Origin of the sequence: Vibrio pacinii DSM 19139 (genome assembly GCF_000711795.1) — a bacterium.
Lineage (GTDB): Bacteria > Pseudomonadota > Gammaproteobacteria > Enterobacterales > Vibrionaceae > Vibrio > Vibrio pacinii.
In genome coordinates, this window is sequence record NZ_JONH01000010.1 from 210,059 (window position 1) to 226,177 (window position 16,119).

12 protein-coding genes are annotated in these 16,119 nt (G+C 46.2%); 5 read left to right on the forward strand and 7 right to left on the reverse strand.

Features of this window, described 5'->3' with window-relative positions; translation table 11 throughout:
- Nucleotides 1–10: 10 nt before the first annotated feature.
- A complete protein-coding gene (locus BS19_RS06845; RefSeq protein WP_038174225.1) occupies nt 11–1,528 on the reverse strand; it encodes a CYTH and CHAD domain-containing protein in 1,518 nt (505 codons plus the stop codon).
- 206 nt (nt 1,529–1,734) lie between these two features.
- Between BS19_RS06845 and BS19_RS06850 the strand changes: the two genes are divergently transcribed.
- The 3 genes from BS19_RS06850 (at nt 1,735) to BS19_RS06860 (ending at nt 4,596) form a co-directional block, all read left to right on the forward strand.
- On the forward strand, nt 1,735–2,415 hold the full coding sequence (locus BS19_RS06850; protein ID WP_038174293.1) for a TIGR00153 family protein: 681 nt from the start codon (nt 1,735–1,737) through the stop codon (nt 2,413–2,415).
- Between the two features lie 136 nt (nt 2,416–2,551).
- Nucleotides 2,552–3,811, forward strand: coding sequence for an inorganic phosphate transporter (locus BS19_RS06855; RefSeq protein ID WP_038174226.1), 1,260 nt, complete (start codon nt 2,552–2,554; stop codon nt 3,809–3,811).
- A gap of 173 nt (nt 3,812–3,984) precedes the next feature.
- On the forward strand, nt 3,985–4,596 hold the full coding sequence (locus tag BS19_RS06860; protein WP_038174227.1) for a TIGR04211 family SH3 domain-containing protein: 612 nt from the start codon (nt 3,985–3,987) through the stop codon (nt 4,594–4,596).
- Between the two features lie 57 nt (nt 4,597–4,653).
- Here the strand turns inward: BS19_RS06860 and BS19_RS06865 are convergent, their stop codons facing one another.
- Together BS19_RS06865 and BS19_RS06870 are read right to left on the reverse strand one after the other, a co-directional pair.
- The gene (locus tag BS19_RS06865; protein ID WP_038174228.1) at nt 4,654–5,415 is read right to left on the reverse strand and encodes a general secretion pathway protein GspB; all 762 of its coding nucleotides are present in this window, start codon (nt 5,413–5,415) and stop codon (nt 4,654–4,656) included.
- Nucleotides 5,408–7,018 (reverse strand): ExeA family protein, encoded by a 1,611-nt coding sequence (locus BS19_RS06870; protein ID WP_038174230.1) that lies wholly within the window; start codon nt 7,016–7,018, stop codon nt 5,408–5,410. Before BS19_RS06870 ends, BS19_RS06865 begins: the two co-directional genes overlap by 8 nt.
- Nucleotides 7,019–7,106: 88 nt before the next feature.
- On the opposite strand from BS19_RS06870, the gene BS19_RS06875 reads away from it, so the two are divergent.
- Together BS19_RS06875 and BS19_RS06880 are read left to right on the forward strand one after the other, a co-directional pair.
- Complete coding sequence (locus tag BS19_RS06875) at nt 7,107–8,321, forward strand: multifunctional CCA addition/repair protein (protein ID WP_038174231.1); 1,215 nt, start codon at nt 7,107–7,109, stop codon at nt 8,319–8,321.
- A gap of 189 nt (nt 8,322–8,510) precedes the next feature.
- Nucleotides 8,511–9,239, forward strand: coding sequence for a hypothetical protein (locus BS19_RS06880; RefSeq protein WP_038174232.1), 729 nt, complete (start codon nt 8,511–8,513; stop codon nt 9,237–9,239).
- A 392-nt stretch (nt 9,240–9,631) separates the two neighbouring features.
- Here the strand turns inward: BS19_RS06880 and eno are convergent, their stop codons facing one another.
- The 4 genes from eno to relA form a co-directional block, all read right to left on the reverse strand.
- Nucleotides 9,632–10,933 carry a phosphopyruvate hydratase gene (gene eno, locus BS19_RS06885; RefSeq protein WP_038174234.1) on the reverse strand — a complete coding sequence of 434 codons (1,302 nt, stop codon included), beginning with the start codon at nt 10,931–10,933 and terminating at the stop codon, nt 9,632–9,634.
- 77 nt (nt 10,934–11,010) lie between these two features.
- A complete protein-coding gene (locus tag BS19_RS06890) occupies nt 11,011–12,651 on the reverse strand; it encodes a CTP synthase (RefSeq protein ID WP_038174235.1) in 1,641 nt (546 codons plus the stop codon).
- 213 nt (nt 12,652–12,864) lie between these two features.
- Entirely contained in the window at nt 12,865–13,662 is a 798-nt protein-coding gene (gene mazG / locus BS19_RS06895) for a nucleoside triphosphate pyrophosphohydrolase (RefSeq protein WP_038174237.1), read from the reverse strand.
- 203 nt (nt 13,663–13,865) lie between these two features.
- A complete protein-coding gene (relA, locus tag BS19_RS06900) occupies nt 13,866–16,085 on the reverse strand; it encodes a GTP diphosphokinase (RefSeq protein WP_038174238.1) in 2,220 nt (739 codons plus the stop codon).
- Between the last annotated feature and the right edge of the window lie 34 nt (nt 16,086–16,119).

A 16,119-nucleotide genomic window follows, 5' to 3' on the forward strand; every position in this document is an offset into this window, starting at 1 on the left:
ATAACGGCAATTAATCGCGCCAATACGGCTCAGCCTCGATACAGATAACACGCGTTTGTTCCATTGCATGTAAAATAGAGCCTTGCTGACGTATCAACCAACGCTGCAGTTGCTCACGATCTTCATCTTCTAGTTTATCGACCAGTTGTTCTAGGGTCTTTAACTTAAGCAAATCGTCAGTGCCGTGCAGTAAGTCGCTCCAAGGTAAACGGAAGCTATTGCGATCCTCACTATTATATAAGCGGGCAAAACTCACTCCGGTATAAAGGTTACGCATCAAACGATACTGCTGCTCGATATAGTCGTCACCGGTTAAGTTCTTCTCCGGTGGAAAAGCTTGCATTAATTCAGTCCAAGTACGCTCAAGTTGCTCCACCGAAAAGTGCTCAATGTTAAGTGCCATCTTTTCACGAGCTTTGTCGTCGAGAAACGGCTGCCATCCACGAGTCAGAATCCAGCGACTTAAATCAAGCAACAAGCCCGTGTAGCGTGCACCAGTAATTAACTCTAACATTTGCTCACGGGCTGGCAGCTGCTCTTGAACTAACTTAAGCTCTGCGATCAAAAACTTGCGCGCATCCAATTTGCGCAATGCGTGGCCTTTATCGTCAAGTAAATCTTCTAGGTAGTCGTAATCTCGCAACCATTCCAGCTCTTGCTCTAACCATTTCAGCTCTTGGCGTAAAATCGCACTTGCGCGGCGCGGAACCACACCACCATAGACGGTTAAAATCTGGCGGATAAAACTGATGGCATTTTTTATTTCATGTAACGCTTCTATCGAATCACGCTCTGCATAAATCTGTTCGTGGTAGTGCCAATGTGAGAGCGCATGCTCAAGTGAGTTAATAAAGCAAGATTCTACCGTGTCGTGCTTATTCGTTGGCACCAACGCCAAAGGTTTAACCTCATCGCCTGGGTATTCCACCGCTAAACGATACCCTTTCGCAGCTTTGCTGAGGTTGCCTAGGCGCATACCACCATGCTCACAGAAGTGACGAGCTAAAGTAAACAGTGCATCGGTTTGACCTGATTTCAGCTCCAGCTCCACTTCACAAATAGGGGTTTCTCTGCCACCCGCCTCGACTTGGCCTTGATCAAAGGCAACTTCGACTTGGCTGCCATCAGTCATACCAATCAGCCATTGCTCACGAGTAAAGTTGGTAGAAAAAAGCGCGGTAAGTTGCGATTGAAGAGTGGCGACATCCTTACCCTCTGGCCAGATGTCACTAGGGTGTAAGGTCAAATCCGGTTGGTTCCGATCGTGCTCAGCGTTGTATTCCGGTCGTTGGTGCAACCCTGCCACCACACGCCCGGCGGTTTTGACTGTCTGGACGTACACATCATCAAAACGACGAATACGCAAGCCAATATCGTGTTGACGTAACCAGTTATCTGGGGTATCAAAATAGATGTTACCCAGCGCTCGACAGCTGTGCTGAAGTACTTTGGTTTCAGAGATCTTATTGCGCAAAGTCTCTGAAAATTCAGGAGAAACAAAAAACTTCAGTTCTATCTCGGTTTCCATAGCTATACCTTTCAAAGCAGATAGAGACAGGATATTGCCAATTTTCTTACTCGGCAAGAAAGAAATATCACCCTAATGATGATCTAAAACAGTTTTAATGAGTGATTTAATGGGTTAACATGCGCGCCTTTATAGCCATCGTTCAACATTTCGCCATGAAATGGTGTATGTTAGTTTTTAGGTTATATTAATTGGGTTGAATGACCATGCCAGTAAATACAATTATGGGGTTATTTGCAAAGTCCCCTATTAAACCTTTGCAGCGCCACGTTGTGTGCGTAAATGAATGTTGCTCACATCTCATCAACTTTTTTGAAGTTAGTTCAAAAGGTGACTGGGAGAAAGCCTCTGAAATTCGCGCTCAAATTTCTCATCTAGAGAGAGAAGCCGACGTACTTAAGCGCGAAATTCGTCTCAAACTTCCTCGTGGTTTGTTTATGCCAGTAGATCGTAGCGATATGCTAGAACTACTAACGCAGCAAGACAAACTCGCCAACCTAGCAAAAGATATTGCTGGCCGTGTTTATGGCCGTCAATTGATGATCCCTGCACCTCTTCAAGAAAACTTCATTGCGTATGTGAAGCGCTGCCTTGATGCAGCAAACCAAGCGCAAAAAGTTATCAATGAGCTTGATGAGTTATTGGAAACTGGATTTAAAGGTCGCGAAGTCACACTCGTGGCTGAAATGATCCACCAACTGGATGCGATTGAGGACGACACGGATGTCATGCAGATTGAACTTCGTCAACAGCTAATGTCGATTGAAGCCGATCTGAACCCGATTGATGTGATGTTCCTTTACAAAATTCTAGAGTGGGTGGGCGGTATTGCTGATCAGGCGCAACGTGTTGGTGCGCGCCTTGAAGTAATGTTGTCACGCTCATAACGATAAGTTAACCAAATAACGAAGAGCATCTAAAATAAAGGCACACACCCCTCATAAGCGCTAAATACTGACGCGCTGAAGGGGTTTTGTCGTGCTAAATTTTTGCTCCGCTTGTTATCAACAACTAGGTAATACGATGGATATCCTTGCGAACTACGGCACTGTCCTGATTTTAATTGCAGCCGCTTTCGGTTTTCTGATGGCTATTGGTATTGGTGCGAATGATGTCGCCAATGCGATGGGGACATCGGTAGGCTCTAAAGCGCTAACCGTAAAACAAGCGATCATTATTGCAATGATCTTTGAATTTGCGGGGGCATACCTTGCAGGCGGTGAAGTCACCGACACTATTCGTAAAGGCGTTATTGAAACGTCCCTATTTGCTCACCAACCAGACGTATTAGTCTACGGTATGATGTCCGCGCTGCTTGCTGCGGGTACTTGGCTACTGCTTGCGTCTTACATGGGTTGGCCAGTATCAACAACACACTCTATTATCGGTGCCATCATCGGTTTTGCCTGTGTGTCAGTCGGTACTGAAGCGGTTGATTGGGATAGTGTTCAAGGTATTGTTGGTAGCTGGATTATTACACCAGTTATCTCCGGCTTCTTTGCTTACGTTATCTTTGTCAGTGCGCAGCGACTGATCTTTGACACAGAGAATCCTCTGTTTAATGCCAAACGTTTTGTACCTGTGTACATGTTCATCACGACCATGGTGATCGCACTGGTTACGATTAAAAAAGGGCTTAAGCACGTTGGGCTACACCTTAGTAATGGTGAAGCGTGGATGTGGGCTGCGATTGTTTCTGGCATCGTAATGACTGGCGGTTACTTCTACATTCAGAAGAAGTTTGCCAGTCGTGAAGATGACCACGGTTTTGCTGGCGTTGAAGGTATCTTCAGCGTGCTAATGGTGATCACTGCTTGTGCAATGGCCTTCGCTCACGGCTCTAATGACGTAGCGAACGCGATTGGTCCACTGTCTGCCGTCGTATCAACTGTTGAGCACATGGGCGAAATTACCGGTAAGAGCACGATAGCTTGGTGGATTCTGCCATTAGGTGGTTTTGGTATTGTGGTTGGTTTGGCAACGCTAGGCCATAAGGTTATGGCAACCGTTGGTACTGGTATCACTGAATTGACGCCAAGCCGTGGTTTTGCCGCGCAGCTTGCGACAGCATGTACTGTGGTACTTGCATCCGGTACTGGACTGCCAATCTCAACCACTCAAACGCTTGTGGGCGCTGTTTTAGGTGTTGGTTTTGCCCGTGGTATTGCGGCATTAAACCTAGGTGTTGTTCGTAACATCGTGGCGTCTTGGATTGTGACGCTGCCAGCGGGTGCACTACTTGCCGTGGTCTTTTTCTATGCGATTCAAGCGGCGTTCACTTAATTAATCCGTCAGTGATGTGTTAACTCACTGTCATTATTGACTCAAACCCGCAGAAAGGGAGGCTCAGCCTCCCTTCTTTGTTGCAGTCAGTTCAGAAACTACTTACTATTTGGCGTTAGCAACACATAGACAATGGCGATTAAGCCTGCAAAAAGACTGTTAAAGGATTTACCGTGAAAAAACTGGTTTGCTTGGTTTTAGTATCAATGCTTGCAGTTCCTGCTGCATTTGCTCAAAACCGTTACATCTCTGATAAACTCTTCACTTATATGCACTCTGGCCCGAGCAACCAATTCCGTATTATTGGCAGCGTAGATGCTGGCGATAAAGTGAAGCTGTTGTCGATCGATAAAGACACTGGCTATACCCAAGTTCAAGATGAAAAAGGTCGCACTGGCTGGGTAGAAAGTCGTTTTGTCACTAATCAAGAAAGTATGGCGTTGCGCCTACCACGTCTTGAAAAAGAACTCGCGGAAGTCAAAGGAAAACTGGCGAATGCACGTTCAAATGCCGATCAAGAAAAAGCTGGACTGGTCGACTCTTTAGAAACTCGTACCCGTCAAATTAACGATCTTGAACAGGGCTACAGTGAAATGAGCCAACAGCTTTCGGCGTCACAAGAAGAGGTGCGTAAACTGCGTGCAAAACTTGATACGCAAAAAGATGACTTACTGCTGAAGTACTTCATGTACGGTGGTGGCGTTGCTGGAATAGGCCTATTACTGGGTTTGATTCTTCCGCATATCACGCCTCGCAGAAAACGCTCTCCATCAGGTTGGTCGTAAGCACATAAGCATTGATAAAAAGGTCACTCTCCAGTGACCTTTTTATTTATCTAACGCTTAACCTGGCCAATCATAGAGTGCCGGAACCTCTATCATTTCATTGTTGAAACGAATCAACGTCGCTTGCTGCTCTATCGCCACGAGTTGAACCCTATCGCTTATCCAATCACCTTGGTTATATTCAATGCCATTGACTTTGACCCAACGCTTGCTGACATTATTTGAATAGACATGTGTTTGGAAGTTCATCGCGGGCAGTTTTCCGTACCAACGCTCGGCTTGCTGGGCAAGATTAGAGGCAGCTGGCAAATTTGACCGACTTGGTGAACGTACAGACGGGTTGAGCACCGACTCAAAACGCCGTGCTAGCTCAGGTGACAGCTCAGATAGGTCGAGTCCGTTAAGCAGTGGATCTTGATTTGACGAGGCTTCACCAATGATGCTCTCTTTCTGGCTCGACACATCACTCTTGTTGCGGATGCTAGTGTCGACAACAGAAACAGTGCCCGTTTGAGGCTCGCGATACGTCGCCTTAAGCGGTTCAAAGCTCGGTGCCACCTGGCTATGATAGTCAAACGGTACATCAAGCACTAAGGTTTTAGCCACATTACTTTCAAGCCACTGTTGCTTAGTCAGTTGATAGTCTTGCCACACCACAACCGCGCTGATCATGATTGGCGGCAATAGTGCCAAGGCAAAGTATTTTGCAATTGAGTGCGAACCTGGTTTAACACTGGTTTGCAGATAATGCCATTGATTAGATTGGGTCGCTTGATGAAGGCGCTCCGACTCTTTGAGCGCTTGCATGACTTTAGACATTACTTTCCTCCTGCACCACGAGCTTAGGTGCTTGCTGCTGAGAAAGGCGCTCAAGTAATTGCAACGTCTCTTTACCCGCAATACCATCGACACTTAAATTTTGCCAGCGCTGGAATAACTCTACTTTGTGCTTCAAATTAATATCAAATTGATCATTGGCCGATTCGGGCTCTCCTAACACTTGTGATAGATGCTTATCTAAACGCATTATCGGTTCGCCAGACATACCAAGTTTAAGCGTCTGAAACCAGTAACTGTGCCAGATTTGATGATAATTGCCTTGCCATATAGTGTCTAACCACTGTTGTTCAAAGGTTATCAGTTGGTCATTGACCATCAGGGTCACTAAGTTATTTTCAACCTGATAAAGCACCGCATAATAGTTTTGCTCATCGATAGTCAGATTGAGTAGCACGGGCACATTGCGCTCGATTAATTGTGCCAGCGATGCCTGCCCTCGCTGACAACGAAACAGGCTCTCTGTGTTGTCGAGACACAGTTGATCAAGCACTGAAGCCCGATAGCCCCATACCTTATACAACGCTGCAAGACCTTGCTCTTGATTCACCCCTTGCATGAGCAACGTTTTCACAGGCTCAGCAAAGACGGTACGCTGTTGTGTTGTCGACTCAACTTGTGGGTGGTGCTGTTTAAGATAGGCTTGTATCCACGCATGGCTAAGTGATGGCACAAAGGCGTATGCTGCTACAGAAAGCGTCACCGCCACTGTTAACGTGGCGACAGCGCTACTCAGACCAGATTTTGCTGGTTGGTTAAACGGAGCAACCGAGCCAGTTTGAAAGCCCATCACCTCGTCCGTGGCGCGCTGAACCGTAGCCAGTGATGGTTTTGGTTCACCAAGGCTGTATGCCTGCTTCAAGCAAGCGTCACACACTAGGTTAATCAGTCGTGGTATACCTTGCGTTTGACGCGCAATATACTTAATTGCGGCTGATGAAAATAGCTCGGCCGAACCACCAGCAAGGGTTAAACGAAACTTAATATAATCACGTGTTTCGTCTCGATTGAGCGGTAATAAATGATAGCGTCCGGTTATCCGCTGGGCCAACTGCCTTAACTGCGGCATTTGCAGTTTTTGCTGCAGCTCCGGCTGGCCAATCAACAGAACTTTGAGGAGCTTTTGCCTATCCGTTTCAAGGTTAGTCAATAGACGCAATTGTTCCAACACATCGGCAGATAAGTGTTGCGCCTCGTCAATCACCAACAACGTTTGAATGCCTTGGCTATGATTACTCAGTAAAAAGTGATGCAGCGTCTGATTAAGTTGTTTGAGTGACGCGCCTTGAGGGTAATCAAGACCAAACTCATCACAGATGGCTTCAAGCAGTTCGATACTGGAAAAAGTCGGGTTGAGAATCAAGCCTGCCTGAGTGTTGTCTGCTAGAGTATTGAGTATTGACTTAGCAATCGTCGTTTTCCCTGTCCCGACCTCACCAGTAAGCATGGCAAAACCGCCGCCTTCACCCAAACCGGCTTGAATTTGCACTATCGCTTCTTGATGACGCCGACTTTGATAAAGGAAACGAGAGTTTGGCACAATCGAAAAAGGCAGTTCAGTGAGCGCAAAATGTTGTAGATACATACTTCTCGTCTCTGGGAATTTACTGCTAAGGAAAGTACCATTGCTGACACAAATAGCCAATGGCCAGATAAGTAAAAGGGAGAGCTAGGTGCAAAGATACCTTGTTGGCGGCGCAGTTCGCGATCAACTGCTAAATATAGCCGTCTATGATAAAGATTGGGTGGTGGTCGGTTCGACCCCACAAGAGCTGCTCGATCAAGGTTATACTGCGGTGGGTAAAGACTTTCCGGTATTTCTACACCCGCAAACCAAGCAAGAGCACGCCTTAGCTCGCACTGAACGTAAAACAGGCAGTGGTTATACCGGCTTTGAGTGCTACTTTGCTGCCGATGTAACCTTAGAAGAAGATCTGCTCAGGCGTGATCTGACCATTAATGCTATGGCTCAAGCTCCCAACGGAGAAATTGTCGATCCCTTCAATGGCCAACAAGATCTTAAAGATCGCGTTCTGCGCCATGTTTCTGATGCCTTTACCGAAGATCCTTTGCGAGTCCTGCGTGTCGCGCGCTTTGCTGCCAAACTGCACCACTTAGGTTTTACCATTGCGCCAGAAACCTTGGTCTTGATGCGTCAAATTAGCCAATCCGGTGAGCTGAAACACCTCACACCTGAGCGAGTCTGGCAAGAGTGGCACAAATCATTATCAACCGCTGATCCGCAGGTCTTCTTGTCAGTATTGCGAGATTGTGATGCGTTGCAGGTGGTGCTGCCCGAACTTAATGCTCTGTTTGGTGTTCCGCAACCAGAGCAATGGCACCCAGAAATAGACACCGGGATCCATACTCTGTTGGTCGCAAAACAGGCGGCATTATTGAGTGAATCTCTTCCGGTACGCTTTGCCGCTCAAGTGCACGACTTAGGTAAAGGAATTACGCCCAAAAGCGAATGGCCGAGTCACAAAATGCATTGTCATACCGGCTTAAAACTTATCAAAACGCTATGTGAACGAGTCCGGGTGCCTAACGAATATCGAGATTTAGCCCTGATGGTCTGTGAGCAACACTCAAATATTCATCGCGCGGCAGAGCTGCGCCCTGAAACCAAACTCAAAGTACTTAATAAGTTTGATGTGTGGCGTAAGCCAGAGCGCTTGGACAATATTTTACTTTGTTGCATGGCTGATAGTCGTGGGCGTACGGGTTTTGAAGATATCGACTACCCGCAGAAAGAGATATTCGAAAGTGCCTATCAGGCCGCACTGTCGGTTAATGTCCAAGACATCGTTAAAGAGGGGTTTAAAGGCGCAGAGATAAAAACACAATTAGAGCGACAACGGATCAGCGCCATCGCAATAACAAATTAAACACATGATCGAAAAGCGATACATCAGTAAGTAAAGTCAGGCTACACTTATATTAATAATAATATCATTGGAACTTGTAGTGGCCTCATGTATCGACGTTTGAAATGTCTTATAGTTTTGCTACCCGCTTTATTTTTTCTTGGCTGCTATTTTGAGGGCCATAATTCGCTCACTATCAATCCCACGGGAGTGACTTCCATTGCCGTATCGCCTAACCCCATAAAAGTTGCCGATGGTGGGGATCTACAGCTTAGTGCTTCAGCAACAGTAATTACTGCCGAAGGAAAGGAGATTACTATTGATATCACCCAAGCAGCGAAGTGGCGCTCTTTAAATACAGGACTGGTTGATTTTGACACCAGCTTAGGAGCTGGTGTTTTGTCTGGCTATTATACTGGTAGCTCTGATGTTACTCAGATAATTGTCACTTATGAGGGGGTAGAGAGCGCTCCTGTCGATGTTGAAGTGTGTCAGCTAAACCAAGATTGCTTAATGCAAAAAATTGTCGACTCATCCGGAGTCTATGTTACTAGCTCTCCTAGTCTAGATTACGTCAACGGGATCGATAATCCACCAAGCTATGATTCTTCGGTGAGTGATTTTTCCGGTGGCAGTAGTTATGGTCAATTTATTGCGATGACTTGGGCTCAAGCCAATAACTGGTGCGACTACTTAAGCAGTATCGAGTTGGAAGGGCGAAACAACTGGCTACTTTACGAAGAAGATATTTACGATTTACTTTACGCCGCTGTGGGAAACTTTTATAGCGCACTGGGTTGGCCAATCACATACTCTTATTGGACAAGTGATGCAGGTCTTGTTGTGGGAGACTACGTCACCTACCACTTAAATGATGGCTCTCAGTCCGAATTATCACAATCAACACCTCTTTATGCGAGTTGTATCTCCACCCCGTAAGAGTTGATTTCGGCTCTGTATATGGCCAAATAGCTCATAATATTAAACAATTTCCGCTCCAAAGGCCGCTGGTTTGTCACATATCAGCGGCGCGCTCAGCTAGAAATTTTTCTATCCCAAAAACAAAAACACCCCGCCGATGCGAGGTGTTTTTAAAAGCATTAAGCTAATAATTCAAAGTGAATTATTGACCTTTAACTTCTTTAAGACCGTGGAAAGGAGCGCGCTCACCTAGAGCTTCCTCGATACGGATAAGTTGGTTGCTTTCTTTTAGGTATAGCAGCAACACGGTCAGAACGGCTCATCGTTCTAAAGTAAAACCCTACAAATAAAAACCCCCGCCGAAGCGAGGGTTTCAATAAGCTATTTAGCTAAACTTATTCAATTAAGAATTAAGCTTGGCCTTTAACTTCTTTAAGACCGTGGAAAGGAGCACGCTCACCTAGAGCTTCCTCGATACGGATAAGTTGGTTGTACTTAGCAACACGGTCAGAACGGCTCATAGAACCCGTTTTGATTTGGCCTGCAGCAGTACCTACCGCTAGATCAGCGATAGTTGCATCTTCAGTTTCGCCAGAACGGTGAGAGATAACTGCAGTGTAGCCAGCGTCTTTAGCCATCTTGATTGCAGCTAGAGTCTCAGTTAGTGAACCGATTTGGTTGAACTTGATAAGGATAGAGTTAGCTACGCCTTTCTCGATGCCTTGAGCAAGGATCTTAGTGTTAGTAACGAATAGATCGTCACCCACTAGTTGAAGCTTGTCGCCCATAAGTTCAGTTTGGTGCTTGAAGCCATCCCAATCTGACTCGTCAAGACCGTCTTCGATAGATACGATTGGGTATTGGTTCGCAAGGTCTTGTAGGTAGAAGTTAAACTCTTCAGAAGTGAAGATTTTGCCTTCGCCTTTCATGTTGTAGTTGCCAGCTTCTTTGTCGTAGAACTCAGATGCTGCACAGTCCATCGCTAGAGTAACGTCTTTACCTAGTACGTAACCAGCTGCTTCTACCGCTTCTTTGATTGCTGCTAGAGCAGCCGCGTTAGATTCTAGGTTAGGAGCGAAACCACCTTCATCACCAACAGCTGTGCTTAGGCCTTTAGCTTTAAGAACTTTAGCTAGGTTGTGGAATACTTCAGCACCGATACGTAGCGCTTCTTTAAGAGTCTTAGCACCAACTGGTTGGATCATGAACTCTTGGATATCAACGTTGTTATCAGCGTGCTCACCACCGTTGATGATGTTCATCATTGGTAGAGGCATAGAGAACTGACCAGCAGTACCGTTTAGCTCAGCGATGTGCTCGTATAAAGGCATGCCTTTAGCAGCAGCTGCTGCTTTAGCGTTTGCTAGAGAAACCGCTAGGATTGCGTTAGCGCCGAACTTAGATTTGTTTTCAGTACCGTCTAGGTCAATCATTACTGCGTCGATTGCAGCTTGATCTTTCGCGTCTTTACCCACTAGAGCTTCTGCGATAGCGCCGTTTACTGCTTCAACAGCTTTAAGAACACCTTTACCTAGGAAACGAGCTTTGTCGCCGTCACGTAGCTCAAGAGCTTCACGTGAACCAGTTGATGCGCCAGATGGAGCAGCAGCCATACCTACGAAACCGCCTTCTAGGTGTACTTCAGCTTCTACTGTTGGGTTACCACGTGAATCAATAATTTCACGACCTAGAACTTTAACGATCTTAGACATTGAATGTTTCCTTCTCGTTGAATATATAATGTCAAAATTAAAGGCAGCAGCACAACTAACGCTACTGTCTGTATTCCTTACTTCTCTAATTCGCCGCGTTGGTAATCACCAGCCGCTTTAACGAAACCTGCAAATAGCGGGTGGCCATCGCGAGGTGTTGAGGTGAACTCTGGGTGGAATTGAGCTGCTACAAACCAAGGGTGAGCTGGATTCTCAATCACTTCTACCAATTTCTTGTCTGCAGAAAGGCCTGATACTTTTAAGCCTGCTTTTTCAATCTGTGGACGAAGATTATTGTTCACTTCATAACGGTGGCGATGACGCTCATGGATTGTCGCGCTACCGTAAAGCTCACGTGCTTTGGTGCCTTTTTCAAGGTGACATAGCTGTGAACCAAGACGCATAGTACCACCCAAGTCTGACTTCTCAGTACGTTCTTCAACGTTACCTGTCTCGTCAACCCATTCAGTGATTAGACCAACCACTGGGTACTTAGTTTCTTTATTAAATTCTGTTGAGTGTGCACCTTCCATACCCGCAACATTACGTGCGTATTCGATCAGTGCCACTTGCATACCTAGACAGATACCTAAGTAAGGGACTTTGTTTTCACGTGCATATTGTGCCGCTAGGATCTTGCCTTCTACCCCACGGTCACCAAAACCACCAGGAACAAGAATCGCATCTAAACCGTCAAGCAGTTCTACGCCTTTGCTTTCTAGATCTTGCGAGTCCACATACTTAATCTTCACACTTAAACGGTTTTTCAGACCTGCGTGTTTCAGTGCTTCGTTAACCGATTTGTAGGCATCTGGCAGCTCAATATACTTACCAACCATACCAATCGTCACTTCAGCCGTTGGATTGGCTTCTTCATAGATAACCTGTTCCCATTCAGACAGGTTCGCTTCTGGAGCCGTAATACCAAAACGGGTACAAACGAGATCATCAAGCCCTTGAGACTTAATCAACTGTGGGATCTTGTAGATTGAATCTACGTCCTTCATTGAGATAACCGCTTTTTCTGGAACATTACAGAATAGAGCGATTTTCTTACGTTCGTTAGCCGGGATCACACGGTCGCTACGACACACTAGGATGTCAGGCTGAATACCGATAGAAAGCAGTTCTTTTACTGAGTGCTGAGTAGGCTTAGTTTTTACTTCGCCTGCTGCGGCCAGGTAAGGGACAAGAGTCAGGTGCATAAACATCGCACGCTCACGGCCAAGCTCTACCGCTAGTTGGCGAATCGCTTCCATGAATGGCAGTGATTCAATATCACCAACGGTGCCGCCCACTTCGACGATAGCAACGTCATGGCCTTCTGAACCTGCGATAACACGATCTTTGATTGCGTTAGTGATATGAGGAATTACCTGAATGGTAGCGCCTAGATAATCACCACGACGCTCTTTACGAAGAACGTCAGCGTAAACACGACCAGCTGTGAAGTTGTTGCGCTTAGTCATCTTGGTGCGGATGAAACGCTCATAGTGACCTAGGTCAAGATCAGTTTCAGCGCCATCTTCCGTAACGAACACTTCACCATGTTGAGTTGGGCTCATTGTGCCTGGATCAACGTTGATGTAAGGGTCAAGCTTCATCATAGTCACTTTAAGACCACGAGCTTCTAAAATAGCCGCAAGAGATGCTGCTGCAATACCTTTACCTAGAGAGGATACAACCCCGCCAGTAACAAAAATGTAATTTGTCGTCATGTTTAACCTGAAATTGGTTGAATGAGGGAAAATGGATTTCTTCTGGACGGGATATAAATATACCAGAAGCCCCTATCCGCCACAACGTGAAATCTATCACACTGCAATTTTTTATTTTTTGCTTCAAATCAAACTGCGCGTAGAGAAAACGGACATCGAGATATTGTTCTGAGTCACATTTGACTCAGATGCCGCTTTAGCTAATTACGCTATTCACTTTAGCTCATCCTGCTTCACTTGCTGCCAATACTCTTCCAATTGCTCCAATGTACAATCGTTTAATTGTCGTCCGGATTGATCGACTTTATGCTCAATTTCACCAAACCGTCGGGTAAATTTAAGATTAGCCTTAGCCAACGCAACTTCTGGGTTTTTCCCCAAATGACGGGCTAAATTGACCGTAGCAAAGAGCAAGTCCCCGACCTCAAGTTCGACTTTTTCTTCATCAGGCGTCACTTGCAATGCTTCGTCCAACACCTCTTCAATCTCTTCTTGAACCTTAGCCGCAACAGGACCAATCGTCGGCCAATCAAAACCATATTTGGCGACTTTCTTTTGTATCTTTGTAGCACGTGAAAGTGCCGGTAAAGAGACTGGTATAGAGTCTAGAATACTTTGCTGCGTTTTGCCTGCTTGTGCTTTCTCTTTGGCTTTTTCCGCTTCCCAGTTAGCATTGATTTGCTCGTCGTTTTCAAACTCAACATCAGAAAAAACATGCGGATGACGACGAGTAAGCTTTTCATTCACCGTCTCAACAACCTGCGAAAAATCAAACAAGTCTTGCTCTTTAGCTAACTGGCTGTAGAAGATCACTTGAAACAACAAATCTCCGAGTTCTTCTTTTAAGTTGGGCCAATCTCGATTTTGAATGGCATCCACCACCTCGTAGGTCTCTTCGATGGTGTGAGGGACGATAGTATCGAAGCTCTGCTTTAAATCCCACGGACAACCGCTTTCTGGGTCACGCAACTTCGCCATGATTTGTTCTAACTGTTCAATTGGATGACTCATTTTTTGTTCCTTTAAACCTTTCTATCTAAAGAAAAAGGTGAGCGGCCAAAACCACTCACCTTTTTATACGTTGATCAATTCTCTAAATAATTGAAGCTGTAGCTAGGCGGCAAGCGAGCGAGACTCCTGAGCATAGCTCGTCTATGTGATGGAGCGAGTGAGCGCAGGCAACAACGCTATCAGCTTCAAGTATGACGAGAATTTTAGCCGAGGCGTTTAACCGTCATGACATCCTTAATCTGCTCGACACGCTTAGACACTCGTGAGAACACTTCCAAGTTAGTGACTTCCAATCCAAAGTCCATGATGGCCAGCTGTCGACGATAATCAACTCGGTTCTTCATGCTGGTCACTTTGATCTTTTCATTGGCAAACAGCGTGGTGATGTCTTTAAGTAGACCACTGCGCTCCATCGCTTCAATCCGCACCGTTAAGATGTATGATCCGACAAAACCACTGCCCCATACTGTATCAATGATACGCTCTGGCGCATGATGGCGCAGTTCCTCTAGCTGTTCACAATCACTACGGTGAACAGAGATACCTCGACCTTGAGTGATGTAACCTGAAATCTCGTCGCCAGGAATCGGCTGACAGCAACGAGCAAGGTGGGTCATTAAGTTATCGACCCCTTCAACCACGACCGCATCTTTCTTCGGGCGACTGTGCGTAGGCGCTTTATTGCCAGCTTCTTGCAGTTTTTGAAGCGCTTGCTTATCTTCTTCTTCCGCTGTTGGCTTATTCACTAAAGCATTAATGTGGTTAATGATCTGGTTAATACGCAAATCACCACTGCCGATGCCAACATACAACTCGTCGGCACTATTGACGTTAAAGCGCTTCAATGCATATTGCTGAGCATCTTTAAAGGTTGCGCCAATTTTGCTCAATTCCGCTTCTAAGATCTCGCGCCCTGCTTCGAGGTTTTTCTCGCGCGATTGCTTACGGAACCATGCATTGATCTTGGCGCGTGCGCGACCGGAGGTGACAAAGCCCATTGACGGGTTCAACCAGTCTCGCGAAGGGTTCGGCTCTTTGGAGGTAATGATCTCAACTTGATCGCCCATCTGCAGCTTGTGGGTAAACGGGACGATGCGCCCTGCTACCTTAGCTCCAATACAGCGATGACCCACTTCGGAGTGGATATGGTATGCAAAGTCGAGTGGCGTTGCGCCCATCGGTAAATCGACCACATCGCCGCGCGGCGTAAAGGCATAAACACGATCATCAAACACTTGGCTGCGAAGCTCATCAAGCATCTCACCCGAATCGGACATCTCTTCTTGCCAATCAAGCAGTTTACGCAACCAGGTGATTTTTTCGTCGTAGCCACTGCGACTCGCGCCACCTTCTTTGTATTTCCAGTGCGCAGCAACACCCAGTTCAGAATCTTCGTGCATGTCTTTAGTACGGATCTGAATCTCGATGGTTTTGCCTTCTGGCCCTAAGATCACAGTGTGAATCGATTGATAACCGTTGGGTTTAGGGTTGGCAACGTAATCATCAAACTCACTCGGCAAGTGTCTATATTTGGTATGCACCATGCCCAGTGCGGCGTAGCAGTCTTGCAGTTGATCGGCAATGATACGCACCGCGCGCACGTCGAATAGCTCATCAAAATCTAAGCCCTTCTTCTGCATTTTGCGCCAAATACTGTAGATGTGTTTAGGACGACCGCTGACCTCGGCTTTGATACCTGCAGCTTTCATCTCGGCGGTTAAATCATCAACGAAGTTTTTAATGTATTGCTCACGAACAATACGGCGCTCTGAAAGCTGCTTAGCGATTTGTTTGTAGGTCTCAGGCTGTTGGTAACGAAATGCGTAATCTTCAATTTCCCACTTAAGCTGACCAATGCCCAAACGGTTAGCAAGCGGCGCATAAATATTGGCACACTCTTTTGCCGCGGCTCGGCGTACTTCGTCAGGCGCTTTTTTAACTTCAATCAGATTACAAATACGCTCGGCGAGCTTGATCACCACGCAACGAAAATCATCGACCATCGCCAGCAACATGCGGCGCACATTGTCGACCTGGGAGGAAGCCGCGCTCCCTTCGAGAGTGATATTCAACTGACCAAGCGCAGCCATCTCTTCGACACCATCAATCAGCTTAATGGTCTCTTTACCGAAGTCCTCTTCAAACTGTTCGCGCTCATACGCACCGCTTGCCACCAGCGGAAATAGCATCGCTGCCACTAACGTTGCTTTGTCCATTGACAGGGTGATAAGAATTTCGATCATTTCTCGGCCACGCCAAAGCAGCAGTGGACCTTGTTCGTTACCCTCTAAAATCGCTTCACCGCGTAAATAGACTTCTTTCAAACGTTTTGCTACGCCTGGCTCTTGTCCTAGGCTCGCAATCCACTTGTCTAGCTCAAACTGTTCGTCTTGGTTTAAATGTGCGCTTCTTACCGCAACCATTCTTTTCGTCCCATTATATTTTTGTGTTCGAACT

Excerpts from the sequence above, each read along its gene's own strand:
- relA (WP_038174238.1), bottom strand. The coding sequence starts at position 16,085 with ATGGTTGCGGTAAGAAGCGCACATTTAAACCAAGACGAACAGTTTGAG.
- eno (WP_038174234.1), bottom strand. The coding sequence starts at position 10,933 with ATGTCTAAGATCGTTAAAGTTCTAGGTCGTGAAATTATTGATTCACGT.
- BS19_RS06870 (WP_038174230.1), bottom strand. The coding sequence starts at position 7,018 with ATGTATCTACAACATTTTGCGCTCACTGAACTGCCTTTTTCGATTGTG.
- mazG (WP_038174237.1), bottom strand. The coding sequence starts at position 13,662 with ATGAGTCATCCAATTGAACAGTTAGAACAAATCATGGCGAAGTTGCGT.
- BS19_RS06855 (WP_038174226.1), top strand. The coding sequence starts at position 2,552 with ATGGATATCCTTGCGAACTACGGCACTGTCCTGATTTTAATTGCAGCC.
- BS19_RS06850 (WP_038174293.1), top strand. The coding sequence starts at position 1,735 with ATGCCAGTAAATACAATTATGGGGTTATTTGCAAAGTCCCCTATTAAA.
- BS19_RS06845 (WP_038174225.1), bottom strand. The coding sequence starts at position 1,528 with ATGGAAACCGAGATAGAACTGAAGTTTTTTGTTTCTCCTGAATTTTCA.
- BS19_RS06890 (WP_038174235.1), bottom strand. The coding sequence starts at position 12,651 with ATGACGACAAATTACATTTTTGTTACTGGCGGGGTTGTATCCTCTCTA.
- BS19_RS06865 (WP_038174228.1), bottom strand. The coding sequence starts at position 5,415 with ATGTCTAAAGTCATGCAAGCGCTCAAAGAGTCGGAGCGCCTTCATCAA.